This window comes from Pseudomonas sp. ok272, assembly GCF_900109995.1.
Classification (GTDB): Bacteria; Pseudomonadota; Gammaproteobacteria; order Pseudomonadales; family Pseudomonadaceae; genus Aquipseudomonas.
In genome coordinates this window covers 118,242-139,280 of sequence record NZ_FOCB01000003.1, presented here as the reverse complement: position 1 = coordinate 139,280, position 21,039 = coordinate 118,242, and the positions used below count along the sequence as shown (strand labels likewise).

General features: G+C 62.7%; 20 protein-coding genes and 1 pseudogene. 11 read left to right on the top strand and 10 right to left on the bottom strand.

Annotation, left to right across the window (positions count from 1 at the left end; genetic code table 11):
• Window positions 1–4: 4 nt before the first annotated feature.
• Window positions 5–868 (bottom strand): YicC/YloC family endoribonuclease, encoded by an 864-nt coding sequence (locus BMW74_RS06290; RefSeq protein WP_093415214.1) that lies wholly within the window; start codon window positions 866–868, stop codon window positions 5–7.
• A gap of 266 nt (window positions 869–1,134) precedes the next feature.
• Between BMW74_RS06290 and rph the strand changes: the two genes are divergently transcribed.
• Window positions 1,135–1,857: a ribonuclease PH gene (rph, locus tag BMW74_RS06285; protein ID WP_093415211.1), complete on the top strand. Its 723-nt coding sequence runs from the start codon at window positions 1,135–1,137 to the stop codon at window positions 1,855–1,857.
• A 72-nt stretch (window positions 1,858–1,929) separates the two neighbouring features.
• On the opposite strand, the gene BMW74_RS06280 is transcribed toward rph, so the two are convergent.
• On the bottom strand, window positions 1,930–2,709 hold the full coding sequence (locus tag BMW74_RS06280) for an exodeoxyribonuclease III (protein WP_093415208.1): 780 nt from the start codon (window positions 2,707–2,709) through the stop codon (window positions 1,930–1,932).
• Window positions 2,710–2,790: 81 nt separating this feature from the next.
• Here BMW74_RS06280 and pyrE point away from each other — a divergent pair, with 81 nt between their 5' ends.
• Entirely contained in the window at window positions 2,791–3,435 is a 645-nt protein-coding gene (pyrE, locus tag BMW74_RS06275) for an orotate phosphoribosyltransferase (protein ID WP_093415206.1), read from the top strand.
• 169 nt (window positions 3,436–3,604) lie between these two features.
• On the opposite strand, the gene argB is transcribed toward pyrE, so the two are convergent.
• The 4 genes and pseudogenes from argB to coaBC all read right to left on the bottom strand — a co-directional run bounded on the left by argB (window position 3,605) and on the right by coaBC (window position 7,709).
• Window positions 3,605–4,510 (bottom strand): acetylglutamate kinase, encoded by a 906-nt coding sequence (gene argB / locus BMW74_RS06270; RefSeq protein WP_093415203.1) that lies wholly within the window; start codon window positions 4,508–4,510, stop codon window positions 3,605–3,607.
• 38 nt (window positions 4,511–4,548) lie between these two features.
• Window positions 4,549–5,925: pseudogene (locus BMW74_RS06265) on the bottom strand (phosphomannomutase/phosphoglucomutase); the annotation flags it as partial.
• Window positions 5,926–6,039: 114 nt separating this feature from the next.
• Window positions 6,040–6,495 (bottom strand): dUTP diphosphatase, encoded by a 456-nt coding sequence (gene dut / locus BMW74_RS06260; protein WP_093415197.1) that lies wholly within the window; start codon window positions 6,493–6,495, stop codon window positions 6,040–6,042.
• A gap of 5 nt (window positions 6,496–6,500) precedes the next feature.
• Complete coding sequence (coaBC, locus tag BMW74_RS06255) at window positions 6,501–7,709, bottom strand: bifunctional phosphopantothenoylcysteine decarboxylase/phosphopantothenate--cysteine ligase CoaBC (protein ID WP_093415194.1); 1,209 nt, start codon at window positions 7,707–7,709, stop codon at window positions 6,501–6,503.
• Between the two features lie 134 nt (window positions 7,710–7,843).
• Between coaBC and radC the strand changes: the two genes are divergently transcribed.
• The gene (gene radC, locus BMW74_RS06250) at window positions 7,844–8,518 is read left to right on the top strand and encodes a RadC family protein (RefSeq protein ID WP_093415191.1); all 675 of its coding nucleotides are present in this window, start codon (window positions 7,844–7,846) and stop codon (window positions 8,516–8,518) included.
• 167 nt (window positions 8,519–8,685) lie between these two features.
• On the opposite strand, the gene BMW74_RS06245 is transcribed toward radC, so the two are convergent.
• On the bottom strand, window positions 8,686–10,272 hold the full coding sequence (locus BMW74_RS06245) for an ABC transporter substrate-binding protein (protein WP_093415189.1): 1,587 nt from the start codon (window positions 10,270–10,272) through the stop codon (window positions 8,686–8,688).
• 468 nt (window positions 10,273–10,740) lie between these two features.
• Between BMW74_RS06245 and rpmB the strand changes: the two genes are divergently transcribed.
• Together rpmB and rpmG are read left to right on the top strand one after the other, a co-directional pair.
• Window positions 10,741–10,974: a 50S ribosomal protein L28 gene (gene rpmB / locus BMW74_RS06240; RefSeq protein ID WP_007894701.1), complete on the top strand. Its 234-nt coding sequence runs from the start codon at window positions 10,741–10,743 to the stop codon at window positions 10,972–10,974.
• Between the two features lie 12 nt (window positions 10,975–10,986).
• A complete protein-coding gene (rpmG, locus tag BMW74_RS06235) occupies window positions 10,987–11,142 on the top strand; it encodes a 50S ribosomal protein L33 (RefSeq protein ID WP_007894709.1) in 156 nt (51 codons plus the stop codon).
• A gap of 78 nt (window positions 11,143–11,220) precedes the next feature.
• Here the strand turns inward: rpmG and BMW74_RS06230 are convergent, their stop codons facing one another.
• Both BMW74_RS06230 and BMW74_RS06225 read right to left on the bottom strand, forming a co-directional pair.
• Entirely contained in the window at window positions 11,221–11,439 is a 219-nt protein-coding gene (locus BMW74_RS06230) for a peptidase inhibitor (RefSeq protein ID WP_093415186.1), read from the bottom strand.
• A gap of 132 nt (window positions 11,440–11,571) precedes the next feature.
• Window positions 11,572–11,931 (bottom strand): cupin domain-containing protein, encoded by a 360-nt coding sequence (locus BMW74_RS06225; protein WP_093415183.1) that lies wholly within the window; start codon window positions 11,929–11,931, stop codon window positions 11,572–11,574.
• A gap of 237 nt (window positions 11,932–12,168) precedes the next feature.
• On the opposite strand from BMW74_RS06225, the gene BMW74_RS06220 reads away from it, so the two are divergent.
• The 5 genes from BMW74_RS06220 to BMW74_RS06200 all read left to right on the top strand — a co-directional run bounded on the left by BMW74_RS06220 (window position 12,169) and on the right by BMW74_RS06200 (window position 19,151).
• A complete protein-coding gene (locus tag BMW74_RS06220; RefSeq protein WP_093415179.1) occupies window positions 12,169–13,662 on the top strand; it encodes an aldehyde dehydrogenase in 1,494 nt (497 codons plus the stop codon).
• Between the two features lie 175 nt (window positions 13,663–13,837).
• Entirely contained in the window at window positions 13,838–14,980 is a 1,143-nt protein-coding gene (locus BMW74_RS06215; RefSeq protein WP_093415173.1) for an MFS transporter, read from the top strand.
• 297 nt (window positions 14,981–15,277) lie between these two features.
• A complete protein-coding gene (locus BMW74_RS06210) occupies window positions 15,278–15,910 on the top strand; it encodes a DUF1120 domain-containing protein (protein WP_256562544.1) in 633 nt (210 codons plus the stop codon).
• Between the two features lie 119 nt (window positions 15,911–16,029).
• Window positions 16,030–16,734, top strand: a complete 705-nt coding sequence (locus BMW74_RS06205; protein ID WP_256562537.1) for a fimbria/pilus chaperone family protein — start codon at window positions 16,030–16,032, stop codon at window positions 16,732–16,734.
• Window positions 16,735–16,781: 47 nt separating this feature from the next.
• On the top strand, window positions 16,782–19,151 hold the full coding sequence (locus BMW74_RS06200) for a fimbria/pilus outer membrane usher protein (protein ID WP_256562536.1): 2,370 nt from the start codon (window positions 16,782–16,784) through the stop codon (window positions 19,149–19,151).
• A 4-nt stretch (window positions 19,152–19,155) separates the two neighbouring features.
• Here the strand turns inward: BMW74_RS06200 and BMW74_RS06195 are convergent, their stop codons facing one another.
• Window positions 19,156–20,586 carry an aminotransferase-like domain-containing protein gene (locus BMW74_RS06195; protein WP_093415161.1) on the bottom strand — a complete coding sequence of 477 codons (1,431 nt, stop codon included), beginning with the start codon at window positions 20,584–20,586 and terminating at the stop codon, window positions 19,156–19,158.
• 179 nt (window positions 20,587–20,765) lie between these two features.
• Between BMW74_RS06195 and BMW74_RS06190 the strand changes: the two genes are divergently transcribed.
• Window positions 20,766–21,011: a DUF1127 domain-containing protein gene (locus BMW74_RS06190; RefSeq protein ID WP_093415158.1), complete on the top strand. Its 246-nt coding sequence runs from the start codon at window positions 20,766–20,768 to the stop codon at window positions 21,009–21,011.
• Window positions 21,012–21,039: the final 28 nt, after the last annotated feature.

The following is a 21,039-nucleotide window of genomic DNA, read 5'->3' as shown; positions in this document are numbered from 1 at the left end:
AGCCTTACTCAATGTTCTGCACTTGTTCGCGCATTTGTTCGATCAACACTTTGAGGTTGACCGCCGCCTGGGTGCTGCGCGGGTCGAAGGCTTTGGAGCCCAGTGTGTTGGCTTCGCGGTTGAGCTCTTGCATCAGGAAGTCCAGGCGCCGTCCGGCAGCGCCGCCAGACTTGAGCACGCGCCGTACTTCGATGATGTGAGTGCTCAGGCGGTCCAGTTCTTCGGCAACGTCGCTTTTTTGCGCGAGCATGACCATTTCCTGTTCCAGGCGCTGCGGGTCGAGTTCGGCCTGCATGTCGGCGAAACGATCGAGCACCTTCTGGCGCTGGGTGGCGAGCATCTGCGGGACCAGTTCACGCACGGTCGCCACGTCCTGTTCAATGCTGGTGAGGCGCTCGTTGATCAGGCGGGCCAGTTCCGCGCCTTCACGCTCACGACCGGCCTTGAGTTCCTTGAGACCCTGGTTGAACAGGGCCAGTGCCTCGGCATTCAGCGCTTGCGGGTCGCTGGCGTCCGCCACCAGCACGCCAGGCCAGGCCAGCACTTCCAACGGATTCAGCGCGGCAGGGTTGTTGATCAGGCTGGCGATGGTTTCGGCCGCGGCGACCAGTTGCGCGGCGCGTTCGCGGTCGACTTGCAGCGCTTTGCCGGTGGTTTCCTCGGTAAAGCGCAGCGTGCATTCGAGCTTGCCGCGCGATACGCCCTGGCGCAGCGCTTCGCGCACGTTGCCTTCGAGGTCGCGGAAGGATTCCGGCAGGCGCAGGTGCGGTTCCAGGTAGCGGCTGTTGACCGAGCGCAGTTCCCAGCTCAGGGTGCCCTGGCTGCCGGCTTTCTCGACACGGGCGAAGGCGGTCATGCTGTGCACCATGGAGGTACCTCGCGATTGGCCGGCGCCGAACCTGTGGGTTCAACGGACCGGTCTGATGGATGGAAGCCCGCGGGCTGACAAGGCGCAGGATTGTAGCGCAGTGCAGCGGATGCTCCCAAACGGCGCGTGTGACAAAGCGCTGCTGTTCGTCGTGCCGCCCGGTCCAGAGCGCTCGCCTGGGCCCCGGGTTTTTTAGAAGTGCCCAGGCGTGCCCGCTCGCCTTATAATGCTCGGCAGTTTTCCGTCCTCCGTACAGGTGTTCCTCTATGAAACGTCCAAGTGGTCGCGCTGCCGATCAGCTGCGCTCGATCCGCATCACCCGCAACTACACCAAACACGCCGAGGGATCTGTACTGGTCGAGTTTGGTGATACCAAGGTGATTTGCACCGTCAGCGTCGAGAACGGTGTGCCGCGTTTCCTCAAGGGCCAGGGCCAGGGCTGGTTGACCGCCGAGTACGGCATGCTGCCGCGCGCCACCGGCGAGCGTAACCAGCGTGAAGCCAGCCGTGGCAAGCAGGGTGGTCGCACCCTGGAGATCCAGCGCCTGATCGGTCGCTCCCTGCGCGCAGCCCTGGACATGTCCAAGCTGGGCGACGTCACCCTGTACGTCGACTGCGACGTGATCCAGGCCGACGGCGGGACGCGCACCGCGTCCATCACGGGCGCCATGGTGGCGTTGGTCGATGCCTTGAAAGTCATCAAGAAGCGCGGCGGCTTGAAAGGCGGCGATCCGCTCAAGCAAATGATTGCGGCCGTTTCGGTCGGCATGTACCAGGGCGAGCCGGTGTTGGACCTCGACTACCTGGAAGACTCCGCTGCCGAGACCGACCTGAACGTGGTCATGACCAGCACGGGCGGGTTCATCGAAGTGCAGGGCACCGCCGAAGGCGCACCGTTCCAGCCTGAAGAGCTGACGGCCATGCTGGAGCTGGCCAAGAAAGGCATGAGCGAAATCTTCGCGCTGCAAACGGCTGCACTGGCTGACTGAGTCGCTTGATCAATCAGCGTGCACAAAAAAGCCGACGGTGACGTCGGCTTTTTTGCATCCACGAAACGACGCTTAGATGGTCAGCGTCCAGTCGTAGTCGACGATCAGCGGTGCGTGTTGCGAGAACCGCGGCTGGCGTGGCAGGCGTGCGCTACGGACAAAGCGGCGCAGGCCCGGGGTCAGCAACTGGTAGTCGAAACGCCAGCCCAGGTTGAGCATCTCAGCCTGTTCGTTATCGGGCCACCAGCTGTACTGGTCACCTTCACGGCTGACTTCACGCAGGGCATCGACATACCCCATGTTGCCGACAATCTCGTCCATCCAGGCACGCTCAGGTGCCAGGAAGCCCGGGGATTGCTGGCTGTCGCGCCAGTTCTTGATATCCAGCTTCTGTTGCGCCACGTACAGCGAGCCACAGTAAATGTACTCGCGACGTTTGCGTCGCTGTTTATCCAGATAACGGGCGAAATCGTCCATTAGCTTGAACTTCTGGTTCAAGTCTTCATCGCCGTTCATCCCGGATGGGAGTAGCAAGGTCGCGATGCTGACCTTATCGAAATCGGCTTGCAGGTAGCGCCCGTAGCGGTCGGCCGTCTCGAAACCAAGACCGCTGATGACAGCCTTCGGTTGCAACCGCGAATACAAAGCCACACCACCTTGGGTGGGTACTTCGGCATCGCAGGCATAAAGGAAGTAGCCATCCAGTTGGAAGGCTGGATCGTCCAGTTCAAAGGCGGAGGCGCGGGTGTCCTGCAGGCAGATGACGTCGGCATTCTGTGCTTGCAGCCAACTGAGCAAACCGCGCTCGACTGCAGCCTGAATACCATTAACGTTCACACTGATGATCCGCATAAATGGCCCCAAAAATCGCGTGCGTGTATGATACACGGCGTCTACCTAATTAGCTAAATCCGTGGTATCTGGGGTTTTTTCATGCAAGCGTATCAGCGCGATTTCATTCGTTTTGCCATCGATCGCGGCGTTTTGCGCTTCGGTGAGTTCACCCTGAAGTCCGGGCGTACCAGCCCGTATTTCTTCAATGCCGGCCTGTTCAACTCCGGCTCTGCCCTGGCGCAACTGGGGCGTTTCTACGCTGCCGCCATTGCCCAGAGCGGCATTTCCTTCGACGTCTTGTTTGGCCCAGCCTACAAGGGCATCCCTTTGGCGGCGACCACGGCCGTGGCCCTGGCCGAGCATCATGACCGCGATCTGCCCTGGTGTTTCAACCGCAAGGAAGCCAAGGCCCATGGCGAAGGTGGCAGCCTGGTGGGCGCGCCGTTGACCGGTGAAGTGCTGATCATCGACGACGTGATCACTGCCGGCACGGCGATCCGTGAGGTGATGCAGATCATCGCTTCCCAGGACGGCGCCAAGGCCGCTGGCGTGCTGATTGCCCTGAACCGCCAGGAGCGTGGCAACGGCGAGTTGTCGGCGATCCAGGAAGTCGAGCGTGACTTTGGCATTCCCGTGATCAGCATTGTTTCGCTGAACCAGGTGCTGGAGTTCCTGGCGGACGACCCACAGCTCAAGCAGCATTTGCCAGCGGTTGAAGCCTATCGCGCGCAGTTTGGCGTGTAACACCGACTGGCGTAGGAGCGAGGCTTGCCCGCGAAGAGGTTGCCACATTCAACATTCTTGTTGGTAGGCAGATCGTTTTCGCGGGCAAGCCTCGCTCCTACGGGGATCGTCGGCAAAAAAAGACCCCGCTCAGCCAGGCTGAGCGGGGTCTTTTCGTAGGCGCCGGGGTTTATGGACGCTTGCGATTGCTGATCAGGGTGCCCACACCGGTGTCGGTGAAGATTTCCAGCAGGATGGCATTGGGGACGCGACCGTCGATGATCAACGAGCTGCCCACGCCGCCTTGCACGGCTTCCAGGGCGCAGCGGATCTTGGGCAGCATGCCACCGTAGATGGTGCCGTCGGCGATCAGTTCGTCGACCTGCTGGGTGGTCAGGCCGGTCAGGACAGTGCCCGACTTGTCCATCAGGCCGGCGATGTTGGTCAGCAGCATCAGCTTCTCGGCTTTCAGCGCTTCAGCGACCTTGCCGGCCACCAGGTCGGCGTTGATGTTGTACGACTCGCCGTTGGCCCCGACGCCGATCGGCGCGATCACTGGGATGAAATCGCCCTTGACCAGCAGGTTCAGCAGGTCGGTGTTGATCCCGACCACTTCGCCCACCTGGCCGATGTCGATGATTTCCGGTTGGGTCATGTCCGGCGTCTGGCGGGTGACGGTGAGTTTCTTCGCGCGAATCAGTTGCGCGTCCTTGCCGGTCAGGCCAATGGCACTGCCGCCGTGACTGTTGATCAGGTTGACGATGCTTTTGTTCACCTGGCCGCCGAGGACCATTTCCACCACGTCCATGGTCTGCGCGTCAGTCACGCGCATGCCGTCGATGAAGTGGCTTTCGATGGACAGGCGCTTGAGCAGGTCGCCGATCTGCGGGCCGCCGCCGTGAACGACCACCGGGTTGATGCCCACGGCCTTCATCAGCACGATGTCGCGGGCGAAGCCGGTTTTCAGCTCCTCGCTTTCCATCGCGTTGCCGCCGTATTTGATCACCAGCGTCTTGCCGACATAGCGGCGAATGTAAGGCAGCGCTTCGGACAGGACCTTGGCGGTGTTGGCGGCGGCTTCGCGTTCGATGGTCATTCAGGACTCCGGCGCTTCAAAAAGGCGCTTGAAAAAAGTCAAAACGGTAGTGGGATGTCAGGTGCAACACGTTTGAGCTGGGCGTGGAACACATCCTTGATGCGCTGCAGCTCGGCCTCGTTGTCGGCTTCGAAGCGCAGCACCAGCACCGGTGTGGTGTTGGACGCGCGAACCAGGCCCCAGCCCTGCGCATAGTCGACGCGCACGCCGTCAATGGTGGTCAGGTCGGCCCCGGCGCCCCATTGGGCGTCGTGCAGTGCATCAATGATGCTGAATTTGCTCTCTTCGGTCACATGGATATTGATTTCCGGCGTGCAAACGTCGTCCGGGAACGTCTCGAACAGGGCCTGGGCGCTGGCGGGCTCCTTGCTCAGGATCTCCAGCAGGCGCGCGGCGCTGTAGATGCCGTCGTCGAAACCGAACCAGCGCTCCTTGAAGAAGATGTGCCCGCTCATCTCGCCGGCCAACAGGGCGCCGGTCTGTTTCATTTTCTTCTTGATCAGCGAGTGGCCGGTCTTCCACATCAGTGGTTGGCCGCCATATGCCTTGATCAGCGGAGTCAGGCGCCGGGTGCATTTGACGTCGAAGATGATCTGCGCCTCGGGGTTGCGTGCCAGCACGTCCCGGGCGAACAGCATCAGCAGGCGGTCAGGGAAGACGATCTCGCCGGTGTTGGTCACCACGCCGACGCGGTCGCCATCGCCGTCGAAGGCCAGGCCCAGGTCGGCGTTGGTTTCCTTGACCTTGGCAATCAGGTCGACCAGGTTTTCCGGCTTGCCGGGGTCCGGGTGATGGTTGGGGAAGTGGCCATCGACGTCGCAGAACAGCGGGATGACTTCGCAGTTCAGCGCTTCGATCAGCTGTGGCGCGATCACGCCGGCAGCGCCGTTGCCGCAGTCGACCACGACCTTGAGGCGACGGGCGAGCTGGATGCCCTGGACGATTTCGTCGCGGTAGCGTTCGAGGATCTCTACCCGGGTGACGCTGCCCTGGCCGCGGCTCAGGTCGTTGCTCTTCAGGCGCTGGTGCAGGGCCAGGATCTGTTCGTTGGCCAGGGTGTCGCCGGCGATGACGATCTTGAAGCCGTTGTAGTCCGACGGGTTGTGGCTGCCGGTGAGCATCACCCCGGACGTGCCGGCCAGGACGTTGGCGGCGTAATACAACGCCGGCGTCGGTACGAGGCCAACGTCGCTGACGTGGCAGCCGCTGTCGGCCAGGCCTTGGATCAGTTGCTCGACAAGTTCCGGACCCGACAGGCGGCCGTCCCGGCCAACGCTGATGTTCGGTTCGCCCTGGGCCAGGGTCTGGGCGCCAATCGCGCGGCCGATCCAGTAGGCGGTTTCAGCGGTCAGGGTTTTGGGCACGACGCCACGAATGTCGTAGGCGCGAAAAATACTGTCGGGGAACGCGGGGGCAATGTCGCGGGTCACTGGGGTTGCTCCAACTGATGGCGTCTGTGCGGGGTTCATCCTGGAACGCAAAGCCGTTTGCCGGGGCTGGGCGGGGTGCCGGGCCCTGGCAGGGTGAAATCAGTGGCTGCCGGAATGACCGAAGCCGCCGGTGCCGCGCTGGGTTTCGTCGAACTCGTCGACCAGCTCGAAATGGGCCTGCACCACAGGCACCAGAACCAGTTGGGCCAGGCGTTCGCCGACTTCGATCTTGAATGCGTTCTGGCCACGGTTCCAGCACGACACCATCAGCGGGCCCTGGTAGTCGGAGTCGATCAGGCCCACCAGGTTGCCCAGCACGATGCCGTGCTTATGGCCCAGGCCCGAGCGCGGCAGGATCAGGGCTGCCAGGCCCGGGTCGCCGATGTAGACCGACAGGCCGGTGGGGATCAGCAGGGTTTCGCCCGGCTGGATGATGGTGTCCTGCTCCAGCATGGCGCGCAGGTCGAGGCCGGCGGAGCCCGGGGTGGCGTACTGGGGCAGCGGGAACTCACTGCCGATGCGTGGGTCGAGGATCTTGGCTTGCAAAGCGTGCATACGAGTTAAACCTGGTTCAGTCGTTCGGCGATAAAAGTGATCAGCTGGCGGGCGATTTTGCCTTTGCTGGTCTGGGCGAAAAGTGTGGCGTGCAACTGGCGGTCGATCACGCTGCAGGCGTTTTCCTCGCTGTTGAAGCCAATGCTCGGATTGGCCACGTCGTTGGCGACGATCAGGTCGAGGTTCTTGTCCTTGAGCTTGCGCGCGGCGTAATCGAGCAGGTGTTCGGTCTCGGCGGCGAAACCGACACTGAACGGACGGTCGGGGCGAGTGGCAATGGTGGCCAGAATGTCTGGGTTGCGTACCATTTGCAGGAGCAAGCCGTCGCCGTTCGTAGGGTCTTTCTTGAGTTTTTGTGGGGCGACGACTTCCGGGCGGTAGTCAGCGACCGCCGCGGAGGCGATGAACAGGTCGCAGGGGATCGCCGCTTCGCAGGCCGCGAGCATGTCGCGCGCGCTGACCACGTCGATGCGGGTGACCCGGTCCGGCGTCGGCAGGTGCACGGGGCCGGTGATCAGGGTCACGCGGGCGCCGGCTTCAACGGCGGCCTCGGCCAGGGCAAAGCCCATTTTCCCGGAGCTGTGGTTGGTGATGTAGCGCACCGGGTCGATGTTTTCCTGGGTCGGACCGGCGGTGATCAACACGTGCTTGCCGGTCAGCACCTGGCGCTGGAAGCAGTCGGCGGCGCACAGGACCAGGTCGTCGGCCTCCATCATGCGTCCCATGCCCACATCACCGCAGGCCTGGCTGCCGGATGCCGGGCCGAAGACCTTGAAGTCGCGGTCCTTGAGCAACTGGGTGTTGGCCTGGGTGGCAGGATCGCGCCACATGGCCTGGTTCATGGCCGGGGCCAGCGCCACGGTGGCGTCGGTGGCCAGCACCAGGGTGGTCAGCAAGTCGTTGGCGATGCCTTGGGCCAGACGGGCGATCAGGTCGGCAGTGGCCGGTGCGATCAGTACCAGGTCGGCCCATTTGGCCAGTTCGATGTGGCCCATGGCGGCTTCGGCGGCCGGGTCCAGCAGGTCCAGGTGCACCGGGTGCCCGGAGAGTGCCTGCATGGTCAGCGGGGTAATGAACTCGCTGCCGCCACGGGTCATGACCACGCGCACTTCGGCGCCCTGGTCGATCAGGCGGCGAACCAGTTCGGCGCTCTTGTAGGCAGCGATGCCGCCGCCGACGCCCAGAACGATGCGTTTCCGATACAGCCGCTGCATAGGTCTGCCTTTCATTTCGTTGATGACTGCATGGCGAAACCCCCTCCCCAGGGAACAATCGCCCGCAAAAAAGATGGGCTACGATATCACAGCGACCGCTACGGAACAGCGGCGCCCACACACATGGAGGTGCTATGAGCATTCGCAATTGGCCGGCGGCGGAGCGCCCGCGGGAGAAGCTTCTGGAGCAGGGTCCGGCGAGTCTGTCGGATGCCGAATTGCTGGCGATCTTCCTGCGCACCGGCGTGGCCGGCATGAGCGCGGTGGACCTGGCGCGACACCTGCTGCAGCAGTTTGGCAGCCTGCGCACCTTGTTTGAGGCGGACCAGCAGGCATTCGCCAGTCAGTTTGGCCTGGGGCCGGCGAAGTTTGCCCAACTGCAGGCGGTGCTGGAAATGGCGCGTCGGCACTTGGCCGAAAGCCTGCGTCGCGACTCGGTGCTCAAGAGCCCGATCGAGGTCCGCAACTACCTCAAGGCGATGCTGCGCCATGAGCTGCATGAGGTGTTTGGCTGCCTGTTCCTGGATTCGCGGCACCGGGTGCTGGCCTTCGAGTTGCTGTTTCACGGCTCCATCGACACGACCGTTGTCCACCCGCGCCAAGTGGTCAGGCGGGCGCTGGCACACAACGCAGCGGCCTTGATCCTGTGTCACAACCATCCGTCAGGTAATCCCGAGCCCAGCCAGGCCGACCGGGCGCTGACCAAGCGCCTGCAAGAGGCGCTGGAGTTGATTGATGTGCGCGTACTCGACCACTTCATCATCGGCGAGGGGGATCCGCTGTCCCTCGCCGAGTACGGGTGGATCTAGTGTCCTGTCTTGGAAATACGTTACCTTTTTGACGAGCATCTGTTGCTGCCAGGCAAGGCGCCGCGACGAGTCATAGCAGGGCTATGGCGAGGAGTGGCAACGCAGCATGGCGGCGACAGGTGCCGTCAAAAGGGAACAGCTTATTTCCGAGACAGGACACTAGGGGATTACTTGAAGTTGACCTTCGAGTAGTCCTGGCGTCCAAACGGGCTGACCGCATAACCCTGCACGTCTTTGCGCGTCAGGGTGAAGGCTGTCGGGTGGGCCAGGGGCAGCCACAGCGCCTGCTGCTGGATCTGTGCCTGCGCCTGTTCGTAGAGCTTGCTGCGCACGCCTTGCTCGGTGGTGGTCTTGCCCGCGCTGATCAGCTTGTCCAGGGCCTGGTCGCAGTAGCGCGCGAAGTTGGTGCCGGACTTGACCGCCGCGCAGGAGAACTGCGGGGTGAGGAAGTTATCCGGATCGCCGTTGTCGCCGGCCCAGCCCATGAACAGCAGGTCGTGCTCGCCGGCCTTGGCGCGGCGAATCAGTTCGCCCCATTCGATCACGCGGATTTCGGCCTGGATGCCGATCTCGGCCAGGTCGGCCTGCAACAACTGCGCGCCCAGGCTCGGGTTGGGGTTGAGCAGGCTGCCGGAAGGACGGGTCCAAATGGTGGTCTTGAAGCCATCCTTGAGGCCGGCCTTGGCCAGCAGCGTGCGGGCCTTGCCCAGGTCCCTCGGGTAGCCCGGCAGGTCCTTGGCGTAGCTCCAGGTGTTGGGCGGATACGGTCCATTGGCGGCCTGGGCGGTGCCTTCGAACACGGCCTTGAGGTAGCTGTCCTTGTCGAATGCCAGGTTGATGGCCTGGCGCACTTCTGGCTTGTCCAGCGGCGGGTGGGTGCTGTTGATGGCGACGAAGGCGGTCATGAACGCAGGCGTGCTCTGCACCTTGAGGGTCGGCTCCGACGCGGCGGCCTGGACGTCCAGCGGCTTGGGCGACAGGGCGATCTGGCACTCGTTGCGCCGCAGTTTCTGCAAGCGCACGTTGGCGTCGGGGGTGATCGCGAAGATCAGGGTGTCCACTGCGGGTTTGCCGGCGAAGTAGTCGCGGTTGGCCTTGTAGCGAATCGAGGCGTCTTTCTGGAAGCGCCCGAAGACAAACGGCCCGCTGCCGATGGGCTGGCTGTTGAGCTTTTCGGGCGTCCCGGCCTTCATCAACTGGTTGGCGTATTCGGCGGAGTAGATCGAGGCGAAGCCCATGCTCAGGGTCGCCAGGAACGTCGAGTCGGCGTGGTCCAGGGTGAAGCGCACGGTCAACGGGTCAAGTGCGTCGATTCTCTTGATCAGTGCAGGCAATTGCATCGATTGAGCGTGCGGGAAGCCACTTTGTGCGACGGTGTGCCAGGGGTTGGCCGGGTCGAGCATGCGCTCGAAGCTGAACTTCACGTCCTCGGCGGTCAACTCGCGGGTCGGGCTGAAGTAGTCGGTGCGGTGGAATTTCACCTGGGGGTGAAGCTTGAACACATAGCTCAGGCCATCCGGCGAGACGTCCCAGCTGTCGGCCAGGCTGGGCACGACCTTGCCGCTCGCGGTATCGAAGTCCACCAGGCGGTTCATCAGCACATCGGCGGACGCGTTGGTGGTGGTCAGCGAGTTGTACTGGACGACATCGAACCCTTCCGGGCTGGCCTCGGTGCAAACGCTCAGAGCGACGGCCATGGCCTGCGAGCTCAACAAGAGTGGGGCGAGCAACAGCGGTAGGACAGCGAGGCGCATGGGTGGATTCCTTTGCCGATCGGAGGCTCATCTGCGAGTGCAGTCTGGAAAAGGCTTACCCTAGTGGCCCTGATTGCAAATGACTATCCCAATTTACCCTCCAGTCGGCATTTTTTGCCTGGTGGGACGTTCCGCGCCGCACGAATCGGCGTAGAGTGGCGTGGGCAAATCGATCGAGCGCAGGTCTCAGTCGAAGCTCTGCGACGAGCGGTCGCTGCCATTGACAGCCTTTGTCCATGGCATCTGGCGCCGTAAATCCGGGGTTTTTGAAAAGTCTGTTCACACCGATAGTTGTTGCTATTGAGTCTTTCTGGTATAAAGCAGCGCTCTTTTCTAGGGGCCCGGTTCCTTCACTGTAGGTGTAGCCGGTAAGACCCTTAAAGAAACGCGGCGCCTGGCGCCAAATGACTGAGAGATTAAGCGGCCAACCCATGCCGGGTTGGGCATGTGGTTTTAGAGGGCTGAGGCATGTCGAGAGTCTGTCAAGTTACCGGTAAGGGTCCGGTGACTGGGAATAACATTTCCCACGCAAACAACAAAACCCGTCGTCGTTTCCTGCCGAACCTGCAGCATCACCGCTTCTGGGTTGAAGAAGAGAAACGTTTTGTACGTCTGCGCGTATCTGCCAAAGGCATGCGTATCATCGACAAGCGTGGCATCACTGTCGTGCTGGCCGAAATCCGCAAAGCTGGCAAGATCTAAGGGAGCTTTATCATGCGTGAATTGATTCGTTTGATCTCGAGCGCCGGTACTGGTCACTTCTACACTACCGACAAGAACAAGCGTACTACCCCGGACAAAATCGAGATCAAGAAATTTGATCCGGTTGTTCGTAAGCACGTGATCTACAAGGAAGGCAAAATCAAGTAATTGATTTTTCCTCCAAGAAAAAGGCCCGTATCGCGAGATACGGGCCTTTTTCGTTGGTCCCGGGAAAAGTTCGGCGCTTCAGCCGCACTGGATGCTGACAATGATGTTGTCGGCATTGGTCAGCAGGCTGATTCGACGCGGGACGCGCTTGCGGTCTGATGCATGGCGGGGCCCGGTAACCCGGACGGGAGCACCATTGGCCAGGGCGCGCACCTCTTGCAGCAACTGAGGGGTATACCGTTGGCCAACGGTGTATTGAGCGATCGTGATGTCGCATTGATCTGGGGTGTCAGGCATGTTGCCTCCTTGCAGTACGTGGGATAAGAACCCTATGCCAGGCAGGCTAAATCCATTTCGATTGAGCGAAATACCCGGCATGGCGGGTTCGATAGTCCTCCCGCGTGCGACACCCCGTGCGGTACATATCTACTACTTTTGCTCGAACGCCACGTAGACCTTGCGGCACGGCTCCAGCACTTCCCAGGTGCCCTTGAAGCCGGCCGGGATCACGAAGCGGTCGCCGGCCCGTAGGGTCTTGGCGTTGCCTTCGCTGTCACGCAGCACCGAAACGCCTTTGAGGATTTCGCAATACTCGTGCTCGCTGAAGCTGACGGTCCACTGCCCAACTTCGGCTTCCCACTCACCGGCATTGAGCTGCCCGCAAGGGCTGGCGTAGTGGTTGTAGAGCGTTTGCTCGGGATCGCCCTGGAGGACTTTGGCAGGGTCCGGGCGGTAGCGTTCAGGTTCTGTCGTGGCTTGGCTGAAGTCGACGACGTCGTGGATGTTCATTGTTGTTATCCCCCATGATTACGGCGTGAGTGGCTGAAAAGTGCCGAGTCTATGTTTATTAAAATGCACATCGCAAGGTCGTTTAGCGACCTTGTGTCAAATATATTGAAACTTCATAGGCGGCTGGTTTAGGGTGGCGGCTGCCGTGGGCCGATTTGCTGGCTGGCCGGGCAGAATTTATGACGGTGCCTGCCTAGATTGCGTGGCGCTCGTATTCAATAAGAGGAGGACACTCGTATGACCACCCTGACTCGTGCCGACTGGGAACAACGCGCCCGCGACCTGAAAATCGAAGGCCGTGCCTACATCAATGGCGAATACACCGATGCCGTTTCTGGCGCGACTTTCGAGTGCATTAGCCCGGTCGATGGCCGTCTGCTGGGCAAGATTGCCAGCTGTGACGCCGCCGATGCCCAGCGTGCCGTGGACAACGCCCGCGCGACGTTCAATTCCGGCGCCTGGTCGCGCCTGGCCCCGGCCAAGCGCAAGGCCACCATGATTCGTTTCGCCGGCCTGCTCAACCAGCACGCCGAAGAGCTGGCCCTGCTTGAAACCCTGGACATGGGCAAGCCGATCAGCGACTCCCTGTACATCGACATTCCAGGTGCAGCCCAGGCGCTGAGCTGGAGCGGCGAAGCCATCGACAAGATCTACGACGAAGTGGCAGCGACCCCGCACGACCAACTGGGTCTGGTGACCCGTGAGCCAGTGGGTGTGGTTGGCGCGATCGTGCCGTGGAACTTCCCCCTGATGATGGCCTGCTGGAAACTGGGGCCGGCGCTGTCGACCGGTAACTCGGTGATCCTCAAGCCGTCCGAAAAATCCCCGCTGACCGCCATCCGCATTGCCGAACTGGCCGTTGAAGCCGGTATCCCCAAAGGCGTGCTGAACGTGCTGCCGGGCTACGGTCACACCGTGGGCAAGGCCCTGGCCCTGCACAACGATGTCGACACCCTGGTGTTCACCGGTTCGACCAAGATTGCCAAGCAATTGCTGATCTACTCCGGCGAGTCGAACATGAAGCGCGTCTGGCTCGAAGCCGGCGGCAAGAGCCCGAACATCGTGTTCGCCGATGCCCCGGACCTGCAAGCCGCTGCTGAATCGGCTGCCAGCGCCATCGCGTTCAACCAGGGCGAGGTCTGCACCGCAGGTTCGCGTCTGTTGGTCGAGCGTTCGATCAAGGACACGTTCCTGCCAATGGTGATCGAGGCCCTGAAAACCTGGAAGCCGGGCAACCCGCTGGACCCAGCGACCACCGTGGGTGCGTTGGTCGATACCCAGCAGATGAACACCGTGCTGTCGTACATCGAAGCCGGCCACGCCGACGGCGCCAAGCTGGTGGCGGGTGGCAAGCGCATCCTCGAGGAAACCGGTGGCACCTACGTGGAGCCGACGATTTTCGACGGCGTGAGCAATGCCATGCGGATCGCCCAGGAAGAAATCTTTGGCCCAGTGCTGTCGGTTATCGCCTTCGACACCGCCGAGGAAGCGGTCCAGATCGCCAACGACACGCCGTATGGCCTGGCCGCTGCGGTATGGACCAACGACATCTCCAAGGCACACCTGACCGCCAAGGCCCTGCGCGCCGGTAGCGTGTGGGTCAACCAGTACGATGGCGGCGACATGACCGCTCCGTTTGGTGGCTTCAAACAGTCGGGTAACGGCCGCGACAAGTCGCTGCACGCGTTCGACAAGTACACCGAGCTGAAGGCGACCTGGATCAAGCTGTAAGCCCTATCAAGCCCCGGTCAGCCGGGGCTTGATGCAGATCCCTGTGGGAGCGAGCCTGCTCGCGAAGGCGGTATAACAGCCAACAGTCATGTTGGATGGGATGGCCTCTTCGCGAGCAGACTCGCTCCCACATTGCTTTGTGCCACCGATAAAAATATCCACTGGAGCGTGGAACATGCGTTGGGCAACCTATTTTGCCGTCCTGGCATCTGTCCTGAGTGTCGGCCTGGCGCTGGGCGTCAGCATGCCGTTGGTGTCGTTTCGCCTGGAAAGCTGGGGTTACGGCTCGTTTGCCATTGGGGTAATGGCCGCCATGCCGGCCATTGGCGTATTGCTGGGCGCCAAGGTCTCCAGCCACCTGGCGGCGCGCCTGGGCACGGCCAATCTGATGCGCCTGTGCCTGTGGGCCGGGGCGATCTCCATCGGCTTGCTGGCGCTGTTGCCCAGCTACCCGGTCTGGCTGGTGTTGCGCCTGATGATCGGGGTCATCCTGACCATCATCTTCATCCTCGGTGAAAGCTGGATCAACCAGTTGGTGGTCGAGCAATGGCGTGGCCGCCTGGTGGCGTTGTATGGCTGCACGTATGCCCTGAGCCAGCTGTCCGGGCCGTTGCTGCTGGGCGTGTTGGGCACCGACAACGATATCGGCTTCTGGGTCGGTGTGGCGTTGCTGGTGAGCGCACCCTTGCTGCTCCTGGGGCGTACCGGTGCGCCCAGCAGTGAAGCCATGAGCGTGACGTTAAGCGACTTGCTGGCCTTTTGCCGTGGCCTGCCGGCGATTGCCTGGGCGGTGTCGTTGTTCGCGGCCTTCGAGGCAATGATCCTGACCCTGCTGCCGGTGTACTGCCTGCAACAGGGGTTCACCACGGACATTGCCCTGGCGATGGTCAGCACCGTGGTGGTCGGTGATGCCCTGTTGCAACTGCCAATCGGCGCGCTGGCGGACTATGTGTCGCGACGTACCTTGTTTTCCGGGTGTGCGGTGATCCTGATGCTGTCCAGTCTGGCGATCCCGCTGCTGCTCGATACCGTACTGATCTGGCCGCTGTGGGTGCTGTTCGGCGCCAGCGCCGGGGGCCTGTTCACCTTGTCGTTGATCTTGATCGGCGAGCGCTACCGCGACGATGCACTGGTCCGGGCCAACGCCCACATCGCGCAACTGTGGGGCATCGGTTGCCTGATCGGGCCATTGGCCGCCGGTGCCGGCAGCCAATGGATCAGCGGGCATGCCTTGCCGCTGTTGATGGCGGCGGGGGCGTTTGGCCTGGTGCTGTTGTTGATGCGCCAGGGCGCGTTCGGGGAGGCGCAAGCGGCGTGAGCCGTCTCGGGCCGTGGCGCAAGGTTGCGGCGCGACGCTGGGATCTATAACCGTTGTAAGACGTGGTGATGACGGTATGTCAGGTGATATGAAACAGGCTGTAAGAGGCCACAGTGTTTTACGGAATGACTGATCACTCGCGATCCTGATTCCTACAGATTGAACCTACATAGTCAGCAAAGATGTGGCTGGCATGCGGCGCAGGGGAGGGCGGTTTTCCTCCTGTCTATCTTCGCCTTCCATGCCCTGATGTTTTCAGCCATTTATAGGTAGTTGATTATGAAAAAGTTTATCTGTGTGAGTGTTTTGACTGCAGTGTTAGCGCCGCTGGCCGTGCAGGCCTCCAGTGTTGATCTAAGCGTTACCGGCACGATTATCCCGACCTCATGCCTGCCGTCCTTTGCCGGGGGCAACCGTGTCGACCTGGGGCGGATTTCGATCTCAAGCCTGAGTCCCATTGCACAAACCGATCTACCGCAACGGGCGATCAGCCTGCATATCGCCTGTGACGCTCCCGCCCCGGTGGAGATAGCGGTGACCGACAACCGTAACGCCAGCAAGGTGCCGGGGCTGATCTTCAACGGGCGCAGCGGCAGCGAACTTTATTATGGCCTGGGTAGCACCCAGGGTATCGGCATCGGCGGTTTCGGCCTGCTCAGTGGCCAGCCGATGACCGATGGCCAGACACGCGTCTTGCTGATGCGCACGCCGGCCGATCCAACGTGGCGGGGTTCGGTCAATGGCCTGGTGGGCAATGCGCCGACGTCCTATTCCTGGGGCCAAAGCGTGGCGGCGGGTCCTATCGCCGCGCGCTTGCACAGCTTCCCCATGAACGTGGTCGCGGCGATTCGCCCAACGGATGACTTGCCACCGACCACCGACGAGTTCGATCTCGACGGCTCGGTCACCTTCGATGTGTATTACCTCTGACTCTCCTGATGGTGTGACGGGACCGGCTTGAACGGACCCTGATCGCTCAGGTTTCCATTGCGTCATGGGCGTCGATACGGCGTGGAGAAACGCCTGGTCGATGCCTTTCGGAGGTTGTCATGGATTTCCCAATGGGTTTACCGGCGCTGGGCGCCGCGGTCTCGCTGTGCCTGTCGTTCCTGGGGGCGAGTGCCCACGCGGCCGGGATGGTCCCTGAAACACCGGTGGTGGTGGTCGACGAAGGCCGGGGCGAGGCAACGCTGAACGTGAAGAACTCGGACGATCAGCCGGCGTTGCTGTACAGCGCCATTGAGCACATCGCCGAGGACGATGAGCCGTTGTTGGTGCTCAACCCGCCGGTGGCGCGGGTCGAGCCGGGCCAGAGCCAGCAGGTTCGCTTCATCCTGCGCAGCGCCAGCCCGCTGATCACCGAGCGACTCAAACGCGTGGTGTTCGAAGGCATCAAACCGGTGCAAAGCGCCGACGGTGCCCGGATCAGTCTGGGGGTGCGGCAGAACATTCCGGTGATCCTGCGCCCCGCCAACCTGCCCGTGGAGCGCATGCCGTGGCAGCGCCTGGTCTGGACGGCCCAAGGCAAGCAGGTGCGCGTGAGCAATCCCAGCCCCTACGTGGTGAGGCTGGCGAAGTCGGTCAACCTGATTCCCGGTGGCGTGGTGCTGGACCTGGGGCGCACGTACGTCCTGCCCGGTGAAGTGCTGGTGCTCGATACGCCGTCGATCCTGGGGACGCATGTGCGCTTGTTTCCGGCGACCACCTACGGGTTTGCGGTGGACAGCTACGATGCGCCGCTGAGTTTGCAGTAGTGGACCGTAGTCACCGTTGGTGCTGGGCCTGGGGGGGTGTCCTGTGGGTGAGCGCACTCGGCGCCTGCTTTGGGGAGACTGCGACCGAGTTCGACCGCGCGGTGCTCGAAGCGCGTGGGATCAGTCCGGCGATTGCCGAGCATTTTCGTGGCGCCGCGCGTTTCCCGGCCGGGCCAAGTCGTGTCTCGGTGAGTGTGAACGGCGTGCCGTCGGGGCAAGTGCTGGCGACCTTCGATCAGGAGGGGCAATTGTGCCTGGACGCCGAGTTGCTCGATCAGGCGCGGTTGATCGTGCTCCCTGACCTGTCACGTCGGGCCGACAGTCGGCACTGTTTGCCGGTCGCCGAAGGACTGCCCGGGAGCACGGTAGAACTCGATCCGGGCCAGCAGCAGGTGCGTTTGCGCGTACCCACGGATCGCTTGCTCGGCTCGGCAGCCGTCCAGCGCAACTGGGCCACGGGGGGGCGGGCGGGGCTGTTGAATTACGATGCGCTGGTGATGAACAGCACGGCTTTCGGGCAGTCCAGCCAGTATCGCGGCCTCGGCACTGAGCTGGGATTCAATGCCGGTGACTGGGTGGTGCGCAGTCGCCAGAACTATACCTCGTTCCAGGGGGTCGAGCGTTTCGAGACGCTGTACACCCAGGCGTCAAGGACCTGGGAGGCGTATGGGGCCAACGTCCAGCTGGGACAGCTCAACCTGCAATCGTCGCTGTTCGCCGGGGAGCCCTTCCTCGGTGTGCAACTGGTCCCCGAGACGGCCCTGGTGCAGCCGGACGACCAAGGCTCTGGTGGCGAGCCGCAGGTGCAAGGATTGGCCTATTCCTCGGCGCGGGTCGAGGTGCGCCAGAGTGGCGTGGTGATCCACACCGTGCTGGTGCCTCCCGGGCCATTCACCCTGCGTGACCTGCCCCTGCTCAGCCATCGGCTGGACCTTGAGGTCAGCGTCTTTGAAGAGGGCGGTGAGCAGCGCGAGTTTCGTGTCCCGGCGGCCAATCTACGGCCCGTCAGCCTGGGGGCGCCGCTGGGTTATGGGCTGGCGGCGGGCAAGGTCCGGCGATTGGCCGGTGATGAGCGTGATGCACCGTCGTTCTTTGCCCTCGGCAAGGACTGGCAATGGACGGCAGCGACCCGGGCCAATACCGGGTTGATGGGCGCGGGCGGGTATCAATCCCTGGGCTTGGGCATTGAGCAGGCGCTGGCGCGCAACACACGGCTGAGCGTTCAGCAGCTCAGCTCGCGCACCGAACACGCCGGGCAGGGCAGTGAGCGGCAAGCGATGTTGAGTACGGTGCTCGGCCCAGCCGTGTTCGTCAGCCTGACTGCCGGGCAACGCAGCCAAGGCTTTCGACACTTGGCCGATCTCGATCTGGAGTCGATGTCCGATGATCTGATCCGGCGGGCCGAGCGTCAGTGGGGGGCCTCGCTGAGCCATGCCGATGCGCAATGGGGTTCGTCGACCGCGACGTTTACCCGCTATGCCACGAAGGCCGGGCAGGCGCGGACACGCCTGGGCCTCTCATGGTCACGCCGGTTCAGCGACGCCACGCTGGGCCTCAGCGTGCAGCACGACAGCCAGGAAGACGCCCGTGGGACGGGGGTTTATGCCAGTCTCAGCCTGCCCTTGGGGCGCAATCGCAGCCTGAGTGTGTACGGCCGTCACGACGGATCGCGTGGATTGCGCACCGGTGGCCGCTACACCGAACAGATCAGCGAGACCCTGGGGTACAGCCTCAGCGCCGACCGCCTCGACGATGGTCAGACCGATGTCCATGGCCGGCTCAGCGCCTTGCCCCGCTACACCAGCCTGGATGTGGGTTATTCACGTCGAGGTGATGGCGCCAGCAGTCACGACCTGACGCTGCGGGGCGGTCTGGCGGTGCATGAGGCGGGCGTGACGCCTTCGCCCTATCCGTTGCGTGACACCTTCGGCTTGCTCAAGGCCGGCGATGGCGCCGGGATCAAGATCAGCACCCCGCCGGGCCCGGTCTGGACTGATGCTGGCGGTCGAGCGGTGGCGGCCAGTTTGCCGGCCTACCAGACCAGCCGGATAGAACTCGACACCGTCAGCCTGCCGCGCAACGTTGACGTGCTCAACGGTTATCAACAGGTCGAGGCGGGAAGGGGGGCGGTGCCGCGTTTCGATTTCAGCGTGGGGGTGGTGCGCCGGCTGATGTTGATGGTCCGTACAGCGGCCGGCGAACCCGTGCCCAAGGGCGTGTTGGTGTATGACCAGCACAACGCGTACCTGACCACGGTGGTGGATGCCGGCTTGGTGTACCTGGCGGATGCGCCTAGCGTCGTGCGATTGCAGGTGATGCTGGCGGATCGTCCCTGTCACCTTGAGTTGGACACCACCGCGCTTGGCGAGACGCACACGGCCTACGACACCGTCGAGGTGGTCTGCCAGGTGGCGTGAGCCTTCACGGCGTGTCCTGGGTGTCGGCCAGCAACTGGGTGGCCGCCGCCCCGACCTTGCGCACGGCCTCCTCGATCTGCGCCGTCGGCTTGGCCGAGTAGTTCATGCGCAGGCAGTTGCGGTACTTGCCCGAGGCCGAAAACATGCTGCCCACGGCAATCTGGACGCCCTGATCGAGCAGCACACGATTGAGCTTGAGGGTGTCGAAGCTCGACGGCAGCTCGATCCACAGCATGAAGCTGCCTTGGGGGCGGCTGGCGCGGGTGCCGGCGGGGAAGTAGCGGCTGACCCAGTCGAGCATCAGGTCGCGATTGCGCTGGTATTGCGCGCGCATCCTCCGCAAATGGGGCTCGAAGTGCCCACCCTTGAGGAATTCGGCGATCGCGATTTGCGGCTGTGGCGCGGTGGACCCGGTGCTGATGTATTTCATGTGCAGCACCCGCTCCAGATAGCGCCCGGGTGCAACCCAGCCGATGCGCAGGCCGGGCGCCAGGGTCTTGGAGAACGAACTGCACAGCAGCACGCGGCCGTCTTCGTCGAAGGACTTGATGGTGCGCGGTCGCGGGTAGGTGTAGGCCAGCTCGCCATACACATCGTCTTCGATGATCGCCACGTCAAACCGTTGTGCGAGTGTCAACAGCGCACGTTTGCGTGACTCCGGCATGATGTAGCCCAGCGGGTTGTTACACGTCGGGGTCAACTGTATGGCCTTGATCGGCCATTGCTCCAGGGCCAGTTCCAGCGCTTCGAGACTGATCCCGGTGAGCGGGTCGGTGGGGATCTCCAGCGCTTTCATCCCCAGCCCTTTGAGGGTCTGCATGGCGCCGTGGAAGCTCGGCGAGTCCACGGCGACGATGTCGCCCGGCTCGCAGATCGCTCGGATACTGGCCGACAGCGCTTCGTGGCAGCCGGTGGTGATCACCAGGTCATTGGCACTCAACTGGCTGCCGGAGTCCAGCAGCAGGCGGGCGATCTGTTCGCGCAACTCCAGGGTGCCGTAGATGTTGTCGTAATACAGGCCGGGCATGTCCTGCCGCCGGCTGATGCGCGCCAGGCTGCGCAGCAAGGGCTTCATGGTCGGGGTGGTCACGTCCGGCATGCCGCGCCCCAGTTGCACGACGTCCTTGCGCGGCACGGCGCGGATCAGTTCCAGCACCTGGTCCCACTGGGAGATATCCACCGGACGCTGGGCGGGTCGCCCCACGGCCGGCAGTTCCGGCAGCTCGCGGCCGACGGGCACGAAGTAGCCGGACTTGGGCTTTGGCCGCGCCAGCCCGCTGTCTTCGAGCAGCCGATAAGCCTGCTGCACGGTGCTCAGGCTGACGCCGTGCTCGACACTCAACGCCCGCACCGACGGCAGCCGGTCACCGGGGCGGTAGAAGCCTTGCTCGATGCGCGTGCCGAGCAGTTCGGCAAGGTTGACGTAGAGCGTCATGGGGCAGCCTCGGTGGGGGAAGTCGGGTGGAGCAGTACAGATCAGGCCAAAAACCGCGATTCAGTCGCTAAAATCGAAAATCTGTATGGAGTTAATACAGGTTGATTGAATCTGTAACGGTTTTGCCTGCCCGCGCATCATGAAATCTCTGGCTACCCAAGTAAACAGGAGCATTGAAAATGAACGGCTTGAGCGACGTGCGGCTGACGTTACACCGTCAGGAACTGGAGGCGGGATGCGACTACGGCAGGCGCGCGGCGAGTCTGCGCAACGCCCCGTCCTGCCTCGGCCGCTGGGGCCTGTTCTGGCATCGTCTGCACACACGCAAGGTCTTGCTCGAGCTGTCGCCGGAGCAGTTGCGCGATGTCGGGTTGAATCGTGAACAGGCGCGGGAGGAGGGGCTCAAGCCGTTTTGGCGGATCTGATGGTGGGGTGAGCGCCTAAACCCTTCGC